We start from the raw sequence: 15,261 nt of genomic DNA, 5'->3' as shown, positions 1-15,261 counted from the left end.
TGAATCTCCGTCATGTCTTGCGCCCCCGTGTCGGGGACATTCATGCCGGATATATTAGCGCCCAATCAGATGACACCCTGCGCGGCGAGCGCCTCGACCTTCGCCGCGTCCAGACCAAGCAAGGCGCGATAGACGTCAAGGTTGTGTTCCCCGCTTTCCGGAGCCGGCGCCAGTTTCCCCATCGGCGTGCGGCTCAGCGTCACCGCCTGGCCTACGACCGAAATCGGCCCGAGCGTCGGATGATCGATGGGCTGGCTCATGCGCAGATGCTCCACCTGCGGATCGGCGAATGCTTCCTTCATATTGAGAATCGGGCCGCATGGCACGCCTTCCTCGTTCATGCGCGCGATCCATTCCTGCGTCGTGCGGGTACGGGTGCGTTCGGCAATCTCCGCGCCCAGTGCCGCGCGATGGCGCGCGCGCAGCGGCACGGTCCGGAACCGCTCGTCCTGCACCAGTTCGGGCGCGCCCAGTACGTTGCAAAGGCGGGCGAAGATGTCGTTGCCCATGGCGGCGATGTTCATGTGACCGTCCGCCGTGGGGAAGACGCCGGTCGGGCTGCTGGTTGGGTGATCGTTGCCGCTCTGGCCCGGCACTTCGCCATTCATCAGCCAGCGCATTGCCTGGAAATCCATCATCCACAGTTGCGACTGCAGCAGCGAGGTCTGTACCCATTGCCCCTGCCCTGACACCTCGCGCTCCAGCAATGCCACCATCACGCCGATCGCGCAGAACAGGCCCGCGGTCAGATCGGCAACCGGTATGCCCGCGCGCATCGGTCCCCGCCCGGGTTCGCCGGTCACGGACATCATCCCCGAGATGCCCTGCGCGATCTGGTCCAGGCCCGGGCGGTCGTGATACGGCCCATCCTGGCCGAAGCCGGAAACGCTGCCGTAGACAATGCGCGGATTCACCTTGCGCAGCGACTCGTAGTCGATGCCGAGCTTGAATTTCACCGAGGGACGGTAGTTCTCCACCACCACGTCTGCCTTGCGCACGAGGTCAAGGAACAACGCGCGACCTTCGGGATGCTTGAGGTTCAGCGTGATGCTCTGCTTGTTGCGATGCGTGTTCTGGTAGTCGGCCACCTGCGCCGAGCCACCGGGCCGGTCGTCGGGCGCCAGCCCCGGCTCTTCGATCTTGATGACGTTCGCGCCCCAGTCAGCAAACTGACGCACGGCAGCCGGGCCCGAACGCACGCGCGTCAGGTCCAGCACGGTGAAGCGGGAAAGCGGTCCAGATCCCACAGTTGTCTCCAATGTCTTTGCTCGGCGTTCGCGGATTGCCGATGTTGTTAAGTAGGATGTTGGACATCCTATCTATAAAACAAGAGGGAGCAAACGGGGTTAACCCGCTCATGGCTGGTTTGCAGATCGAATCAGGAAAGAGAATGCAAAGATGGCCGAGGCGCGCCCGGCCGTCTCGGCGTCAGGACGCCTAAGCCTCGAGCCCCTCGGCCACCAGGCTGGCAAACACCTCCGTCAGCCGCGAACTGGCGAGATGGCCCGCATGAGCCAAGCGCACCTCCACCGCGATCGCCGGCACCAGCGGCACCACCATCAGGGCCTGGCCGAACACGCGCGCGGCGTACGGATTGACGATACCGATGCCTGCGCCCTCGGCCGCAAGACGACAGATCGTGCTCGAATAAGTGGTTTGCAGCGTCGCGGCCGGTTCCGCCCCGGCTTCTTGCAGCGCCTGCCAGAGCGCGACACTGAGTTCGTCGTCCGCGTTCAGGGTCAGCAGCCGCTGGCCCGACAGGTCCGCCGCGCGAATCCGCCGCCGCGATGCCATGACGTGCCCGGGATGCATCACGCATACGGCGGGTGACCGGTGCATGACGCGGATATCGAACTGGGGATGGTCGAGCCGCCCCGTGGCCAGCACCAGATCGAATCGTCCGTGCAGCAGCCCTTCGCCAAGCTGGTGGCTGCCGACGGTCTGCAGGTCCACCGATACATCGGGATGCCGCTCGATAAAGCGCGCCACGATACCGGGCATCGGCCCCAGACCAAGCGTCGGCGTGCAGCCGAGCCGAAGCAGGCCCGTACCGGAACGGCGCAGCAGATGGACCTCCTGCCCGATACGCGCCAACCCCTGGAAATGCCCCTGTACGGTTTCGAACAGCCGCTGCGCCTCGGGCGTGGGCCGCAGCCTGCCCTTTTCCATATCGAACAGTTTCAGGTCGGTACCGGTCTGCATCTGCGCCAGCACCCGGCTCACCGACGGCTGCGTGGTGTGCAGCATGGCGGCGGCGGCCGTTGTCGTGCCGCTCAGCATCACTGCGCGAAAGACCTCGATTTCACGGAAACTTGGCGCGCGCGGCATATGGACTGGCTTCGATGGGGGGTCACCGAGTGTATATCAGCGGCGTATAGGGTCCGCGCAAATTTGAATTATCCGGCATGGCTGCCCGCGCCTACACTCCTGCCATCGTAGACACGCACAGAACATCCCGGAGACATCGAATGCCACGCTTTTCCCGTTGCCTGCCCCTCATTGCCGCGCTGCTGGGCACGGTCGTGCCGGCCATCGCGCATGCCGCATACCCCGACCACGCACTGCGCCTGATCGTGCCATTCAGTGCGGGCGGCAGCTCGGACCTGCAGGCGCGGATGCTGGCGGACAAGCTTGGCAAGCTGTACGGCCAGCCGGTGGTCGTGGAGAACCGCCCCGGCGCGGGCGGTCATATCGGCGGCAAGGCCGTAGCCGACGCCGCACCCGACGGCTACACGCTGCTGCTTGGCTCCATCGGCCTGCACGCCACCTATGGCACGTATCCGAAACTGAACTACGACCCGTCGAAAGACCTGAAGGTGGTGACGGTGCTCGCGGAGATGCCGCACGTCGTTCTGGTCAACCCGAGCATCCAGGTAACGAACCTCAAGCAACTCGTCGACGCGGCGGCAAAGCGCCCGGATGGCATGACGTTCGGCTCGGCCGGCGTCGGATCGTCAGTGCACATGATTGGCGAACTGTTCAAGGTCACCACCGGCGCGCATCTGACCCATGTGCCGTACAAGGGAAGCTCCGCGGCCATCGCCGACCTGCTGGGCGGGCAGATCGACATGATGTTCGAGAACCCGCCGACTACGCTCGGGTACATCCGCTCGGGCAAGTTGCGCGCGCTGGCCGTGACCGGCAAGACCCGGCTGGCGGCCTTGCCGCAGGTGCCAACGGCCGCCGAGGCCGGCGTGCCGAACTTCGTTGCCACATCCTGGACCACTGTCGCGGTCAGCGCGAAAGTGCCCGACGCGATCGCCGACAAGCTCAATGCCGACATCCGCTCGATCGTCGCATCGCAGGAATTCCGCTCGGCGCTCGCCGAACAGGGCATGACGCCGGTTGGCAACACCCGCGACGCCGCCACGACATTCATTGCCGGCGAGAAAGCCCGCTGGGACCAGGTCATCGCCAAAGCCCGGCTGACGGCCCAATAATCGACAGCCCAATAACCACAACGCCAACCTCATACCGATTCCACGCCCATCAAGCCGGCTGACCATGCATCACGACAAGATCGAACACCATCCCCTGCCGTGCCGACGGCTGGGTGACGGCAAGCTCCACCACTTCTTCGGCTACTACAACAAGAGCACCTGGGATCGCACCGACCGCTACGTGCTGGCGCAGCGCGTGCCGATGGCCGACGCGGACCTGCATCCCGGCCTCATCGCAGAGATCGGCTTCTTCGATACCCAGGACGACGACCGCTTCCAGAAGGTCGGCCAGACCACCGCATGGAACTGGCAGATGGGCGCTCAACTGCAGTGGCTCGATGGCGCGCCCGGCAGGCAGTTGATCTACAACTGCCGCACCGACGACGAATCCGCCTTCTATCCGTGCCTCGGCGCGGTCATCCATGACGTCGCCAGCGGTGTTTCGCGCCCGCTGCCGATGCCGGTCTACGTGGTGGCGCCGGACAGCCGCTACGCGCTGTGCGTCGATTACCGCAGGCTTTACGTCACGCACCAGACCATCGGCTACAGCGACGAGGCTTCGCTGCGGGCCCTCCCCCAACTGGATCTGGCCCCCGCGAGCGATGGCATCCATGTGATGGACCTTGCGACCGGCATGTCCCGGCTGATCGTCAGCTACGACGCACTGCGCAACTTCCATCCGGTCCCATCGATGGACAAGGCAATCCACTGGGTCAGCCATATCGAAATCAATCCGTCGTCGTCGCGCGTGCTGTTCCTGCACCGCTGGACGGAGCGGGTCGAGGACGAGACCTGCTTCCTGCATCGGCTGATCACCGTGAACCCTGATGGCACCGATATGCGGCTGCTCGAATGCTCGGACCACCCGCTGCCGCAACTGGCGGCAGATTTCGATCCGAATGCGGTGGGTACCTTCGACTACGAGAAATCGGAGTACCAGATCTCGCATCCGCTGTGGAAGGACGACACCCACATCATCGTCTGGGGCCCGCACGCCGGCAGCATCCACTATCACCTGTACGAGGACCGCGCGGACGGCGAGGTCATGGTGATCGGGGCCGACGTCCTGACCGAGAACGGCCATATGACGTTCTCCCGCACGCATCCCGACTGGCTGCTCAGTGATACCTACCCAGACGCGCAGACCAATGAGCGCATCCTGTTTCTGTATCACGTGCCCAGTGGCGTGCGCCACGACATCGGTTCGTTCTACACGAGCCCGACGCTGAAGAAGGAAAACCGCTGCGACCTGCACCCGCGCTGGAGCCGCGATGGCAAGCGCGTGTGCATTGACTCGATCCACGACGGCAACCGGCAGATGTATGCGCTGGATGTCGCCTCGCTGGTCGATCCCGCGTAAGCATCGGCCGAAAGCATTGCCCAAAACGGGGGTAACGGCGGTAACGGGGGTATTTCGGCCACTTGTCCGCTACACTGCGGCGCAATGCCGTCGATCCAGCCCCCGCGCCATGCGCCTGCGTCACCTTGAAATCTTCCATGCGGTCATGCGTACCGGCTCGCTGAGCCGGGCCGCCGAACTGCTCTTCATCTCCCAGCCCGCGGCCAGCAAGGTGCTGGCCCACGCGGAACGCGACCTCGGCTTCAAGCTGTTCACCCGCGCGCACGGCCGGCTGCTGCCCACGCGCGAGGCGCAACTGCTGCACGCCGAAACGGTGCATCTGTTCGCCAACCTGGAGAACGTGCGCCAGCTCGCGCGCAACCTGCGACGCCATCCCGAGGGCCATCTGCGCATTGGCTGCCTGCCCAGCCTGGGCCTGAGCCTGATCCCGCAGGCGGTGCGAGAGTTTCGCCAGCGCTGCCCCGGCGTCTCGCTGGAAATCGAGACACGGCATGGCGACGAACTGCAAGGCCTGGTGATGTCGCGCGAACTCGACATCGCCGTGGTCTTCGACCCGGCCCCGCGCCCGGGCGTGACATCGAGCGCGCTGGGGCAAGCGGAGGTCGTCTACCTCGGCCCCGCCTCGAACGCGCCGCCGCAGGGGCCGGTGCAACTGGCCGCGCTCGACGATCAGCACTGGATCGGCATCGGCAACAGCGACCCGCTGGGTGGCCTGATCGCTCAGGCCTTCCGCGATCTCGGGCTGGAGGAGCGCACGCCGATGATCGAGGCGCGTACCTACTACGTGGCCGCCGCGCTGGCGGAATGCGGCGTCGGCTACGCTCTGGTCGACCATTTCACGGCTCAGTTCTCGCAGCGCGCGAGCGGCGAGGAATTGCTGATCCGCCCGCTGGAACCCGCCCTGTCGGTGGGCGTGGCCGCGATCTACGCGGACGGCGCTGCGTCCTCGCACGCCCACGACACCCTGCTGGCGATCCTCGGATCCCAGTTCGAGGCGGCGCTGCCGGACCGGTCCGAATAACCTCAGGTTATAGGGTATGCGCTAAAGGTCATTTGAACGCTACCCCGCTCTCGTCAACACTGTCGCCTTGCCCGCAGCTGCGGGCGGCAGGTCATTTTCAAGGTTGGGGAGAGAAACATGCGGGTATGCGTACTGGGTGGCGGAGTGGTTGGCGTCGCGAGCGCCTACTATCTGGCGCGCGAGGGGCATACCGTCACCCTGCTGGAAGCGCGCGACGAACTGGCCCAGGAAACCAGCCTGGCCAATGGCGCGCAACTCAGCTACAGCTACGTGGCGCCGCTGGCCGACCCGGCCGTGCTCCCCAAGCTGCCGGGATGGCTGCTCGACCGCAACTCGCCCCTGCGTTTCGTTCCTCGCCTTGATTGGCGCCAGTGGACCTGGTGCCTCGAGTTCCTGCGTGCCTGCCGCACCGGCGTGGCCAAGAAAGTCACCGCGCAGTTGCTCGGGCTGGGCCAGCTCAGCCGCGATGGCGTGCATGAACTGGTAGAGCGCGAGGCGCTGCACTTCAACTATCAGCGCAATGGCAAGCTGGTGGTGTATCGCGATCCGGTTGCCTTCGACGGTGCCCGGCAGCAACTGGCGTATCAGGCCTCGCTCGGCAGCCGCCAGCAGGCGCTGGACGCCGCGGCCTGCGTGGCGCTCGAACCGGCCTTGGCCTCGTTGGAGCACAAGCTGGCCGGCGGCATCCACACCCCTAGCGAGGAAGCTGGTGACTGCCACGCTTTCACCGTTGGCCTGGCCGCGGCCGCCACGCGCCGTTTCGGCGCGAGCTTCCGCTGCGGCACGCGGGTGACGGGGCTGCGGCACGCAGGGCGACGCGTGGTTGCCGCGCGCACCGATGCGGGTGACATCGAGGCCGATGCCTTCGTGGTCGCTGCCGGCATGCAAAGCGTGCCGATGCTGGCGCCGCTTGGCGTGACGTTGCCACTGTATCCGCTGACTGGCTACAGCCTGACCGCGCCGACGCAACCGGGCCACCATCATCCCCCTGCCATCAGCGTGACGGACCTGCACTACAAGGTGGTCTACGCCCGTCTGGGCGAGCGGTTGCGCATCGCCGGCATGGTCGACCTGATTGGCCGCCATCCGCGTGCCGATGCACGTCGCGTCGCCCTGCTCGCCCGGCAGGCGCGCGAAACGTTCCCGGACGGCGCGAACTTCGACGCGGCAACCTCGTGGTGCGGCGGCCGGCCGGCCACGCCCGACAGCAAGCCGCTGATCGGCGCCACGCCGTACGACAACCTGTGGCTCAACACCGGTCATGGCGCGTTGGGCTTCACGCTGGCCTGCGGCAGCGCCGCGCTGCTCGCCGACGCCATGGCCGGCCGCCCCTCGTCGCTGGATGCATCGGCGTTCGCGCTGATGCGCTGACGCGCTGACACCGGGCCAACATCGCTTCCCCTCACACCGATACCCGCAACACACCATGAAACAGATCATCGATACCGGCCTGCCTCGATCCGCTGCTCCCGTCGAATGGGCGGTACTGGGCAACGGCATCCTGTTCACCACGCAGATCCCGACCGGCGCCGACGGCAACGTGGTGGAAGGCGGCATGGAAGCGCAGGCGCGCCAGACGCTGCAGAACCTGAAGCAGACGCTGGATGCGGCCGGTGGTAGCCTTGCCGACCTGACCCAGGTCATCGTCTATGTGACCGACCGTGCCGATCTCGCCGTCTTCAACCGGGTCTATGCGGAGATGATTCCGGCACCCTATCCCAACCGCGCGGCCATCGTGACCGTGGGTTTCGGGCGGCCCGAGATGCTGGTCGAGATCCTCGCCTACGCGGCACTCGGCTGAGTCACCCCCGCGCCAACGCTTATCTCCGAAGGACTGATCCCATGCCATCCTGCGACCTGTTGTTCACCAACGCCACGTTGATCGATGGTACCGGCGCCACACGTCGTACCGGCGCGCTGGCCGTGACGGACGGACGCATTGTCGCGCTCGGTGACTGCTCCGGCTGGCAGGCCGCGCATACGGTCGACGCAACCGGCCATGTGCTGGCGCCCGGCTTCATCGACGTGCACACGCACGATGACAGCGCCCTGCTCAGCACGCCTGCAATGCCGGCCAAGACCAGCCAGGGCGTGACGAGCGTGATTGCCGGCAACTGCGGCATCAGCATCGCGCCGCTAACGCCTACCCACGGCCTGCCGCAGCCGCTGATGCTGCTGGGCGAGGTCTCGGACTACCGCTTTCCCTCCGTCGCCGACTACCGGCGCGCGCTGGAGGCCTCGCCACCCAGCGTCAACGTTGGTCTGCTGGTGGGCCACAGCACGCTGCGCGCGGGCGCGATGACCGATACCACGCGTGCCGCCACCGCCGAGGAAATCGAGGCGATGGCCGCGATGCTCGACCAGGCGCTGACCGATGGCGGCCTGGGCATGAGCACCGGCCTCAGCTATCCGGCAAGCCGCGCAGCGCCAACCGCCGAAGTGGTGGCCCTGGCGCGCGTGACCGCGCGTCACCCGGGCGCGATCTACACCACCCATATGCGCAGCGAGCGCGACCAGGTCATCGAGGCCGTTGGCGAAACGCTGGAGATCGGCCGCGAAGCCGCGCTACCCGTCGTGATCTCGCACCACAAATGCATCGGGCGCAAGAACTTCGGCAAGACCACCGTCACCCTGAGCCTGATCGACAAGGCGCTGGCCACCCAGGACGTATCCCTCGACGTCTACCCCTACACGGCCAGCTCCACGGTGCTGCTGCCCGAGTTCGTCGGCGAGGCGGAACGGATCATCGTCACGAGTTCGCAGCCGTATCCCGAGCAGGCACGCCGGGACCTGTCGGCCATCGCCGCCGACTGGAATGTATCGCTGGAGGAAGCTGCCGCCCGGCTCGGACCGGCCACCGCGATCTATTTCCAGATGGATGAGGGCGACCTGCGCCGCGTGCTCTCTCACCCGCGCACGATGATCGGCTCGGATGGCATTCCCGGCCCTTACCCGCACCCACGGCTCTGGGGCAGCTTTCCGCGCGTGCTCGGCCACTACGCCCGCGAACTGGGCCTGTTGACGCTCGAAGACGCCGTGCGCCGCATGACGTCGCTGCCAGCCTCGGTCTTTGGTCTGCCCGGGCGTGGGGTGCTGGAAGTGGGCTACGCCGCCGATCTGGTGCTGTTCGATCCCGAACAGGTGATCGACCGCGCCGACTACACGCAGCCGTGCGAGCCGTCGGCCGGCATCGAAGCGGTCTATGTCAACGGCGTGCAGGTCTGGGGCCCGGATGGCGCCACCGGCGCTGCCGCCGGACAGTTCCTGCGCCATTGAGCCGGACGACCCGACTACCGGCCCGCCGCCCCCGACAACATCCATCCTGACAAGAATCACGAGGAGACCCAACTTGAAACGCAGACACTTCCTTCTGGCGCCCGTCCTCGGCGCCATCGCGCTGGGCACCGCCACGCTGGCGCACGCCGCCTATCCCGACCGGCCGATCACACTGGTCATCCCCTTTTCCGCCGGGGGGCCAACCGACGTCGTGGGACGTATCGTTGCCAGCAAGGCTTCGGAGATCCTGGGCCAGCAGATTGTGGTCGACAACCGCGTCGGCGCGGCCGGCACGATCGGCATGAATGCCGTGGCGCGCGCCAAGGCCGATGGCTACACGCTCGGCCTCGCCACGGTCAGCACGCACGGCACCGCGCCGCATCTGCTGGCCAAGCCGCCCTATGACCCGGTCAAGGACTTCACGCCGGTCGTCAATCTGGTCAGCAGCCCCAACATCCTCAGCGTGCACCCCGGCTTCCCGGCCCGCACGCTGAAGGAGTTCGTGGACTACACGAAGAAGCACCCCGGCAAGGAAAGCTACGCCAACGCCGGTGCCGGAGGCATCAACGACCTCGGCATGGCCTGGTTCCTGCAACTCAACGACGCCAACATGATCAGCGTGCCCTACAAGGGCTCGGCGCCGGCGCTCAACGATGCGATCGGCGGCAACGTCAAGGTCATCTTCGACAACTTCCCGTCGTCCCTGCCATTCATCAAGGCGGGCAAGCTGCGCGCGCTCGCCATCACCGGCACGCAACGCAACGACAAGCTGCCCGACGTCCCGACCTTCGCAGAGCAGGGCTACAAGGACTATGACGTCAGCGCCTGGTATGGCGTGGTAGCGCCGGCAAAGTTGCCGCCGGAGGTTCGCACCCGCCTGGTGGAGGCCTTCCAGGCGGCGCTGGCCGATGCCAACACGCGGCAGCGCCTTGTCGATGCCGGCGCCTTCCCGGTCTCGGTCGGGCCGGATGCCTTTGCCCGCCAGATCCGTCAGGAATACGAGCGTTGGGGCACGGTGATCCGCAAGGCTGGCATCACGCCGCAGTAAGCCTCGCAAACATCGCAGGCACAGGGACGGGAGCGGGCAGCGCCGGCAGAGGCCTGCCCGTCCAGCAATACAAGACAACACAAAGATAAGACGAGAGCAGGCAGGAGCCGGCACATGACATCAGTAGCAAGCAAAGCCCCCACTTCCTCAGACCTGCAGCCGAGTCGGCGCATCGCGGCGATCGCGGTGTTCGTGGCGGGTCTGGCAATCGCCCTGTACACGCACCTGGCCATGCCCGGCGAGACGAGCCTCTGGGGCCTGACGCCCGTGCTCGTGTTCGCCATCATCGCGCTGCTCGGCGTTGACATCGTGCTGTCGACCATCGCCGCCATCGTGCTCGGCGCGATCATGACCGGCACGACGCCGGTGGGCATGGGAAAACTGCTGGCCGACTCGCTCGGCTCCTTTATCGCGGTTGTCGGCCTGATCATCGTGCTGGGCGCCGGCGTGGGCGAAGTGGCCTCGCGCACGGGCGCCGCCGAGCAACTGGTGCGCGCCATTGTGCGGCGTATCGGCTTGTCCAATCAGGTACGCGTGCGCCTCGGCATCATGGTCACCTCCACGCTGATCTGCGGCGCGCTGGGCACGCTGGCCGGCGGTAACGCCATCATTGCCGCCGTGGTGATCCCGATCGCCGCGGCGGTGCGCCTGTCGCCGCCGGCGGTGGCCGCGCTGTTCCAGACCGCGGGTTCCGCCGGCCTGGTGCTCGGACCGTTCACGCCCAACGTCGTGACCGTGCTGGGGCTGACCGGCCTGAGCTACCCGGAATACCTGATGGTGGCCGGCATCCCGATGGCGGCGGCCACGCTCGCCAGCGGCTGGTTCATGTCGGGCCGCATCCAGAAGATGACCGAGGCCGAGCACCAGTACGACGAAGCCAAGAACGGCATCGCCGCGTTCGACCTGTCCGCCACGCCACCGCGCACGGCAGTACGCGCCGCATGGGCGTTCTGCCTGACCATCATCGGGCTGGCCACGGCCGGCGTGATCGTCAAGGCCGGCTTTGCCTTCGCCATCATCGTCATGGTGTCGCTGGCCGCCACCACCGGCCTGGCCGGCGGCATGGGTCCGCGTGCCATCCTCCAGGCGATGTATGCCGGCGCGGGCAAGCTGATCTGGATCTTCTTCCTGTTCTGGCTGTTCAACCCCGTGCTGGTGCTGGTGGACAAGCTCAACGCCTACCACGCACTGCTCGACATCGCCAGCCCGCACCTGGCAGGCATCGGCGGCGCCATGCTGTGCGTGATCATTCTGTGGTTCAACGTGATTGGACACATCCCCGGCGCGGCAGTCGCGCAGATGACCTTCACGGCCAAGATCTTCGGCCCGCTGCTGGCCGCCGCCGGCGTCGGCCCCGCGGCCACGACCGCCGTGATCCTCGGCAGCTCGCAGATTGACTGGTTCGGCCCCTTCCCTACCTCCGACATGTTCGGACAGATGGGCCTGGCCCGTTCGACCCAGCTAAAGTACATGCTCTACAACGGCTGGGCGGTGATCATCGTGAATCTCTGTCTGTTCTCTGGGCTGTTCTTCTTGCTGGTCTGAGGAGGCGATATGGAACTCGTGGCATTTCCGCTAGGTAGCCGGATTCCCGATGCGGCCGCGCTTCGCGCGCGGGTAGAAACCGCGCTGGCACCGCTGCTGGCCGGCACGCAGGCACGCGTCGCGATCAGCCTGCGGCTTGCCGATGGCAAGGTGGTGCTGGAGCGCGAGGCCGAGCGCGTGCAGCCATCGGCCAGCATCATCAAGCTGCCGATCCTGTTCACGCTGCTGGAACAGGTGGCGCAGGGTCATCTGCAGCTTGAGCAACGCTTCTCTCTGGACGGACTCGAGCGCGTGGGCGGTACTGGCATCCTCAGCCAGTTGCCGAGTGTCCAGAGCCTGACGCTGGCGGAACTGGCGCGGCTGATGATCGTGCTGAGCGACAACCTGGCGACCAATGCGCTGATCGAATTGCTCGGCTTCGAGGGCGTGAACGACTGGTGCGATCGCGCGGGACTCGGGCAGACGCGGCTGCAGCGTCGCATGATGGACGCCGCCGCGCGCGCCGCAGGGCTGGACAACTTCACGAGCGCCAGCGACGCTGCGGCCTCGCTGTGCAGGCTGCTGCGTGATGGATCGTTGCCAGCCCCGCTGCGTGACTTCGCACTGGGGCTGCTGGCCGATCAGCGCGAGCGCGCCCATTTCGGCGCGGCGCTGCCAGCCGATGCCATGCTGGCCAACAAGACCGGACAGTTGCCCGGCCTTCGTCACGACGCCGGCATTCTGACCGTAGGCGCCTACAGCGTCGTGCTGGCCGTACTGGCCGACGGTTTCACCGACGCGCGCACCGCGCAGACGCTGCACGGTGGCGATGGCGCGCAATGGCTGGCCGAAGCGGCGCGGATCGTGGCGCAGGCGCTTGCCGCGCAGCAAGACGAGAACGGAGCGGAATGATGCGGATAAAAGTCGCTGCCATCCAGATCGACAGCCGGCAGGACCGCGAGGCCAACCTGGCGGCACTCGAACACTGGATTCTTGCCGCCGCGGCGGACGGCGCGAAACTGATCGTCACACCGGAGTACAGCGATGTCCGCGGCGATGCCAACGCGCTACAGGCGGCCGCCAGCGCGGTTCCGGGCCCAGTCTCCGAGCACATCGCCTCGCTGGCGCAACGCACCGGTTGCTGGATTCATCTGGGCTCGATGCATGAACGCCTGCCAGGCGAGACCCGCCTCGGCAATAGCGGCATCACGTTCGCGCCAGATGGCGGCATTGCCGCACGCTATCGCAAGGTGCACCTGTACGACGCCGTGGTGAATGGCAAACCCTATCGCGAGTCAGCCGACTTCGCGCCGGGGGACGGCCTGCATACCGTGGACGCTGCCGGCCTGACCCTGGGTCTGAGCATCTGCTACGACCTGCGCTTCGGCGAGTTGTACCGGACCCTGCGCGCACGCGGCGCCAACGTGCTGCTGGTGCCCGCCGCTTTCAACGTGCACACCGGACGCGACCACTGGGAGACGCTGCTGCGGGCCCGCGCCATCGAAAACCAGTGCTACGTGATAGCCGCCGCGCAGATCGGCGGCCCGGGACCCGCCCTGCCCTGCCTGGGGCGCAGCATGATCATTGACCCCTGGGGCACCGTGCTGGCCTGTATGCCCGACACCACCGGCTTCATCACCGCCGAACTCGATACAGAGCGCGTGGCCGGCCTGCGCGAGGCGCTACCGGCATGGGAGCATCGCCGCACGGACCTGTATTTCGGCGGCATTCAAAACTCAGGCTGAGCCCTGGCCCCGCGTCCAAGAGACGCTATCAAAATGGGGCGAAGCGGCTCTGGCTGGACGCGCGGCCGCAGACAGTACAGGTACGCCAGAATCGTTCTGATGTGTCTCTAGGCCCGCGCGCACTTGATGACGGTGTCCAGCGTGCGCGTGGTGATGTCCTTCCCGAACGAGCGCTCGAGCAGCGTCATGAATACCGGTCCTTTCTTCGGATCCGGCAAATATGCACTGAAGACTTCCGCCGCGCTCGCCTTGATGATGCTGGCGCCGTCGCGCTCGATTGGCAGTGTGATTTCGGGCGCCACCGGACTGCGGAGAAAGGTGACGACCCGCTTGGCCCCGGGCGCCAGGTCAAACTCGGCAAATGGATCGGCCTCGATCAGGTCCCGGAGATAGCCGGCGGGCCGAATGAACGTGCCGAAGCTATGACCCAACTCGGCGTGCATGGCCTTCTCGGCGCGTCGCTCCAGCGCTGTGGTGGACGCCAAACGCGCGTCGAACACGACGTTCCCGCTGGACAACAACGTCCGAACCTCGGAGAAGCCCGCCGCTTCGAAGCAATGCTTGAGCTCGGGCATCCGGGCGTTCATCGGACTGACACCGCGAAGAAAGGCGACGTATCGGGGCATGGTGATCTCTTGATGGCTGCCGGGCAGCCGCTCACGATTGGCGTGACACGCAGTCTACGCCCACCAGGCCCACTTCCGGCGGCGTCGCGCCACTAAAGGCGCGGGACATCGCCCATTGCATGCGATGCCCGCCGAGTATCAGATCAATTGTCGGATCAGTCGACGAATCAGTCGACCTGCGCGCCGGAAACTTTCACCGCTTCGGCCCAACGCTTGCTCTCGCTATCGATGAATGCCGAGAACTCCTTCGGTCCTTCGTTGACCGCGTCGCCGCCCAGGTCCTCGATGCTGGCACGCGTGGCGGGCTCCGCCACGATGCGCGTCACGTCCTCGTTGATCTTCTGACGCAGGCCGGGCGGCGTGGTCGCCGGGCTGAAGAGACCGAACCACGTGGCCGCCTGGAACGGCAGGCCAGCCTGCGTAAACGTCGGCACGTTCGGCAACGTCGGGCTGCGCTTCGAATGGGCCAGCGCAATCGCGCGGAGCTTGCCGGATTTGATATGCGGCAGCGCCGATGACAGCGTGACGAACGCCATCTGCACCTGCCCGCCCATCAGGTCGGACAGCATCGGCGCATCGCCCTTGTAGGGGACATGCGTCAGCTCCAGACCAGCCTTCGACTTGAACAGCGCGCCCGCCAGATGCTGCGGTGAACCGTTACCGGGCGAGGCATACGTCGCGCCCGGATGGCTGCGCGCGTACGCCAGCAGTTCGGGGAGATCCTTGGCGGGGACGGTCGGTCCGACCACGAGCACCAGCGGGACAATCGCCGACAGGTTGATCGGGGCGAAGTCCTTGACCGGGTCGTAGGGAAGGGACCGATACAGGCTACCGCTGATGGTATGGGCCGCGGTCGTCATGTAGAGGGTGTAGCCATCGCCCGGAGACTTCGCCACGAAGCCCGCGCCGAGCACAGTCCCAGCGCCGGGCTTGTTCACGACGACGACGGGCTGCTTCCACACTTCGCCCAGGCGCTTGCCGATCAGCCTGGCAATGATGTCGGTGGCGCCACCGGCGGCGTACGGCACCACGATCGACACCGGCTTGGTCGGAAATGCCGGGGCGTCCGCCGCATTCGCGGCTCCAGTGCCCGAAACGGAAAGCACGCCAAGACAGGCGAGCAAGCCTGCGACCCGATTGCGAATATTCATCCTAAGTCTCCTAACTGCTTCTTGCGGTGGGCGATGGGTATCGCCTGTTCAAAAACAACTGGAACGCCAC

Annotated in this window: 13 protein-coding genes and 1 pseudogene; 10 read left to right on the top strand and 4 right to left on the bottom strand. The window is 66.3% G+C overall.

Annotated elements, in window-relative coordinates; genetic code table 11:
* Window positions 1-65 precede the first annotated feature (65 nt).
* Window positions 66-1,247, bottom strand: coding sequence for a CaiB/BaiF CoA transferase family protein (locus tag WD006_RS26065; protein ID WP_008647518.1), 1,182 nt, complete (start codon window positions 1,245-1,247; stop codon window positions 66-68).
* 190 nt (window positions 1,248-1,437) lie between these two features.
* Window positions 1,438-2,328: a LysR substrate-binding domain-containing protein gene (locus WD006_RS26060; protein ID WP_029309590.1), complete on the bottom strand. Its 891-nt coding sequence runs from the start codon at window positions 2,326-2,328 to the stop codon at window positions 1,438-1,440.
* A gap of 140 nt (window positions 2,329-2,468) precedes the next feature.
* Between WD006_RS26060 and WD006_RS26055 the strand changes: the two genes are divergently transcribed.
* The 10 genes and pseudogenes from WD006_RS26055 to WD006_RS26010 all read left to right on the top strand — a co-directional run bounded on the left by WD006_RS26055 (window position 2,469) and on the right by WD006_RS26010 (window position 13,414).
* On the top strand, window positions 2,469-3,440 hold the full coding sequence (locus WD006_RS26055) for a Bug family tripartite tricarboxylate transporter substrate binding protein (protein ID WP_029309589.1): 972 nt from the start codon (window positions 2,469-2,471) through the stop codon (window positions 3,438-3,440).
* Window positions 3,441-3,504: 64 nt separating this feature from the next.
* Window positions 3,505-4,800: a hypothetical protein gene (locus WD006_RS26050; RefSeq protein WP_029309588.1), complete on the top strand. Its 1,296-nt coding sequence runs from the start codon at window positions 3,505-3,507 to the stop codon at window positions 4,798-4,800.
* A 109-nt stretch (window positions 4,801-4,909) separates the two neighbouring features.
* Window positions 4,910-5,821, top strand: coding sequence for a LysR family transcriptional regulator (locus WD006_RS26045; protein ID WP_029309587.1), 912 nt, complete (start codon window positions 4,910-4,912; stop codon window positions 5,819-5,821).
* 66 nt (window positions 5,822-5,887) lie between these two features.
* Window positions 5,888-7,192, top strand: a pseudogene (locus WD006_RS26040) (D-amino acid dehydrogenase); the annotation flags it as partial.
* A 55-nt stretch (window positions 7,193-7,247) separates the two neighbouring features.
* Window positions 7,248-7,622 (top strand): RidA family protein, encoded by a 375-nt coding sequence (locus WD006_RS26035; protein WP_029309585.1) that lies wholly within the window; start codon window positions 7,248-7,250, stop codon window positions 7,620-7,622.
* Window positions 7,623-7,663: 41 nt separating this feature from the next.
* Complete coding sequence (locus WD006_RS26030; RefSeq protein WP_029309584.1) at window positions 7,664-9,097, top strand: N-acyl-D-amino-acid deacylase family protein; 1,434 nt, start codon at window positions 7,664-7,666, stop codon at window positions 9,095-9,097.
* A 73-nt stretch (window positions 9,098-9,170) separates the two neighbouring features.
* Window positions 9,171-10,145, top strand: coding sequence for a Bug family tripartite tricarboxylate transporter substrate binding protein (locus tag WD006_RS26025; protein ID WP_008643254.1), 975 nt, complete (start codon window positions 9,171-9,173; stop codon window positions 10,143-10,145).
* 114 nt (window positions 10,146-10,259) lie between these two features.
* On the top strand, window positions 10,260-11,690 hold the full coding sequence (locus tag WD006_RS26020; RefSeq protein WP_017511058.1) for a hypothetical protein: 1,431 nt from the start codon (window positions 10,260-10,262) through the stop codon (window positions 11,688-11,690).
* Between the two features lie 9 nt (window positions 11,691-11,699).
* On the top strand, window positions 11,700-12,581 hold the full coding sequence (locus WD006_RS26015) for a serine hydrolase (protein WP_029309582.1): 882 nt from the start codon (window positions 11,700-11,702) through the stop codon (window positions 12,579-12,581).
* On the top strand, window positions 12,578-13,414 hold the full coding sequence (locus tag WD006_RS26010; protein ID WP_029309581.1) for a carbon-nitrogen hydrolase family protein: 837 nt from the start codon (window positions 12,578-12,580) through the stop codon (window positions 13,412-13,414). The genes WD006_RS26015 and WD006_RS26010 overlap by 4 nt, the downstream gene beginning before the upstream one ends.
* Before the next feature lie 107 nt (window positions 13,415-13,521).
* Here the strand turns inward: WD006_RS26010 and WD006_RS26005 are convergent, their stop codons facing one another.
* Window positions 13,522-14,040: a DUF1697 domain-containing protein gene (locus tag WD006_RS26005; RefSeq protein ID WP_080711527.1), complete on the bottom strand. Its 519-nt coding sequence runs from the start codon at window positions 14,038-14,040 to the stop codon at window positions 13,522-13,524.
* Between the two features lie 167 nt (window positions 14,041-14,207).
* Window positions 14,208-15,191, bottom strand: coding sequence for a tripartite tricarboxylate transporter substrate binding protein (locus WD006_RS26000; RefSeq protein WP_029309579.1), 984 nt, complete (start codon window positions 15,189-15,191; stop codon window positions 14,208-14,210).
* Window positions 15,192-15,261 lie beyond the last annotated feature (70 nt).

Origin of the sequence: Cupriavidus sp. Met-2, assembly GCF_049843575.1 — a bacterium.
Classification (GTDB): Bacteria; Pseudomonadota; Gammaproteobacteria; order Burkholderiales; family Burkholderiaceae; genus Cupriavidus; species Cupriavidus metallidurans.
This window is presented reverse-complemented; position numbering and strand designations above follow the sequence as displayed.

What these genes read in the sequence shown, in the direction of transcription:
- WD006_RS26060 (WP_029309590.1), bottom strand. Translation starts at nt 2,328, where the DNA reads ATGCCGCGCGCGCCAAGTTTCCGTGAAATCGAGGTCTTTCGCGCAGTG.
- WD006_RS26055 (WP_029309589.1), top strand. Translation starts at nt 2,469, where the DNA reads ATGCCACGCTTTTCCCGTTGCCTGCCCCTCATTGCCGCGCTGCTGGGC.
- WD006_RS26050 (WP_029309588.1), top strand. Translation starts at nt 3,505, where the DNA reads ATGCATCACGACAAGATCGAACACCATCCCCTGCCGTGCCGACGGCTG.
- WD006_RS26045 (WP_029309587.1), top strand. Translation starts at nt 4,910, where the DNA reads ATGCGCCTGCGTCACCTTGAAATCTTCCATGCGGTCATGCGTACCGGC.
- WD006_RS26035 (WP_029309585.1), top strand. Translation starts at nt 7,248, where the DNA reads ATGAAACAGATCATCGATACCGGCCTGCCTCGATCCGCTGCTCCCGTC.
- WD006_RS26030 (WP_029309584.1), top strand. Translation starts at nt 7,664, where the DNA reads ATGCCATCCTGCGACCTGTTGTTCACCAACGCCACGTTGATCGATGGT.
- WD006_RS26020 (WP_017511058.1), top strand. Translation starts at nt 10,260, where the DNA reads ATGACATCAGTAGCAAGCAAAGCCCCCACTTCCTCAGACCTGCAGCCG.
- WD006_RS26015 (WP_029309582.1), top strand. Translation starts at nt 11,700, where the DNA reads ATGGAACTCGTGGCATTTCCGCTAGGTAGCCGGATTCCCGATGCGGCC.
- WD006_RS26010 (WP_029309581.1), top strand. Translation starts at nt 12,578, where the DNA reads ATGATGCGGATAAAAGTCGCTGCCATCCAGATCGACAGCCGGCAGGAC.
- WD006_RS26005 (WP_080711527.1), bottom strand. Translation starts at nt 14,040, where the DNA reads ATGCCCCGATACGTCGCCTTTCTTCGCGGTGTCAGTCCGATGAACGCC.
- WD006_RS26000 (WP_029309579.1), bottom strand. Translation starts at nt 15,191, where the DNA reads ATGAATATTCGCAATCGGGTCGCAGGCTTGCTCGCCTGTCTTGGCGTG.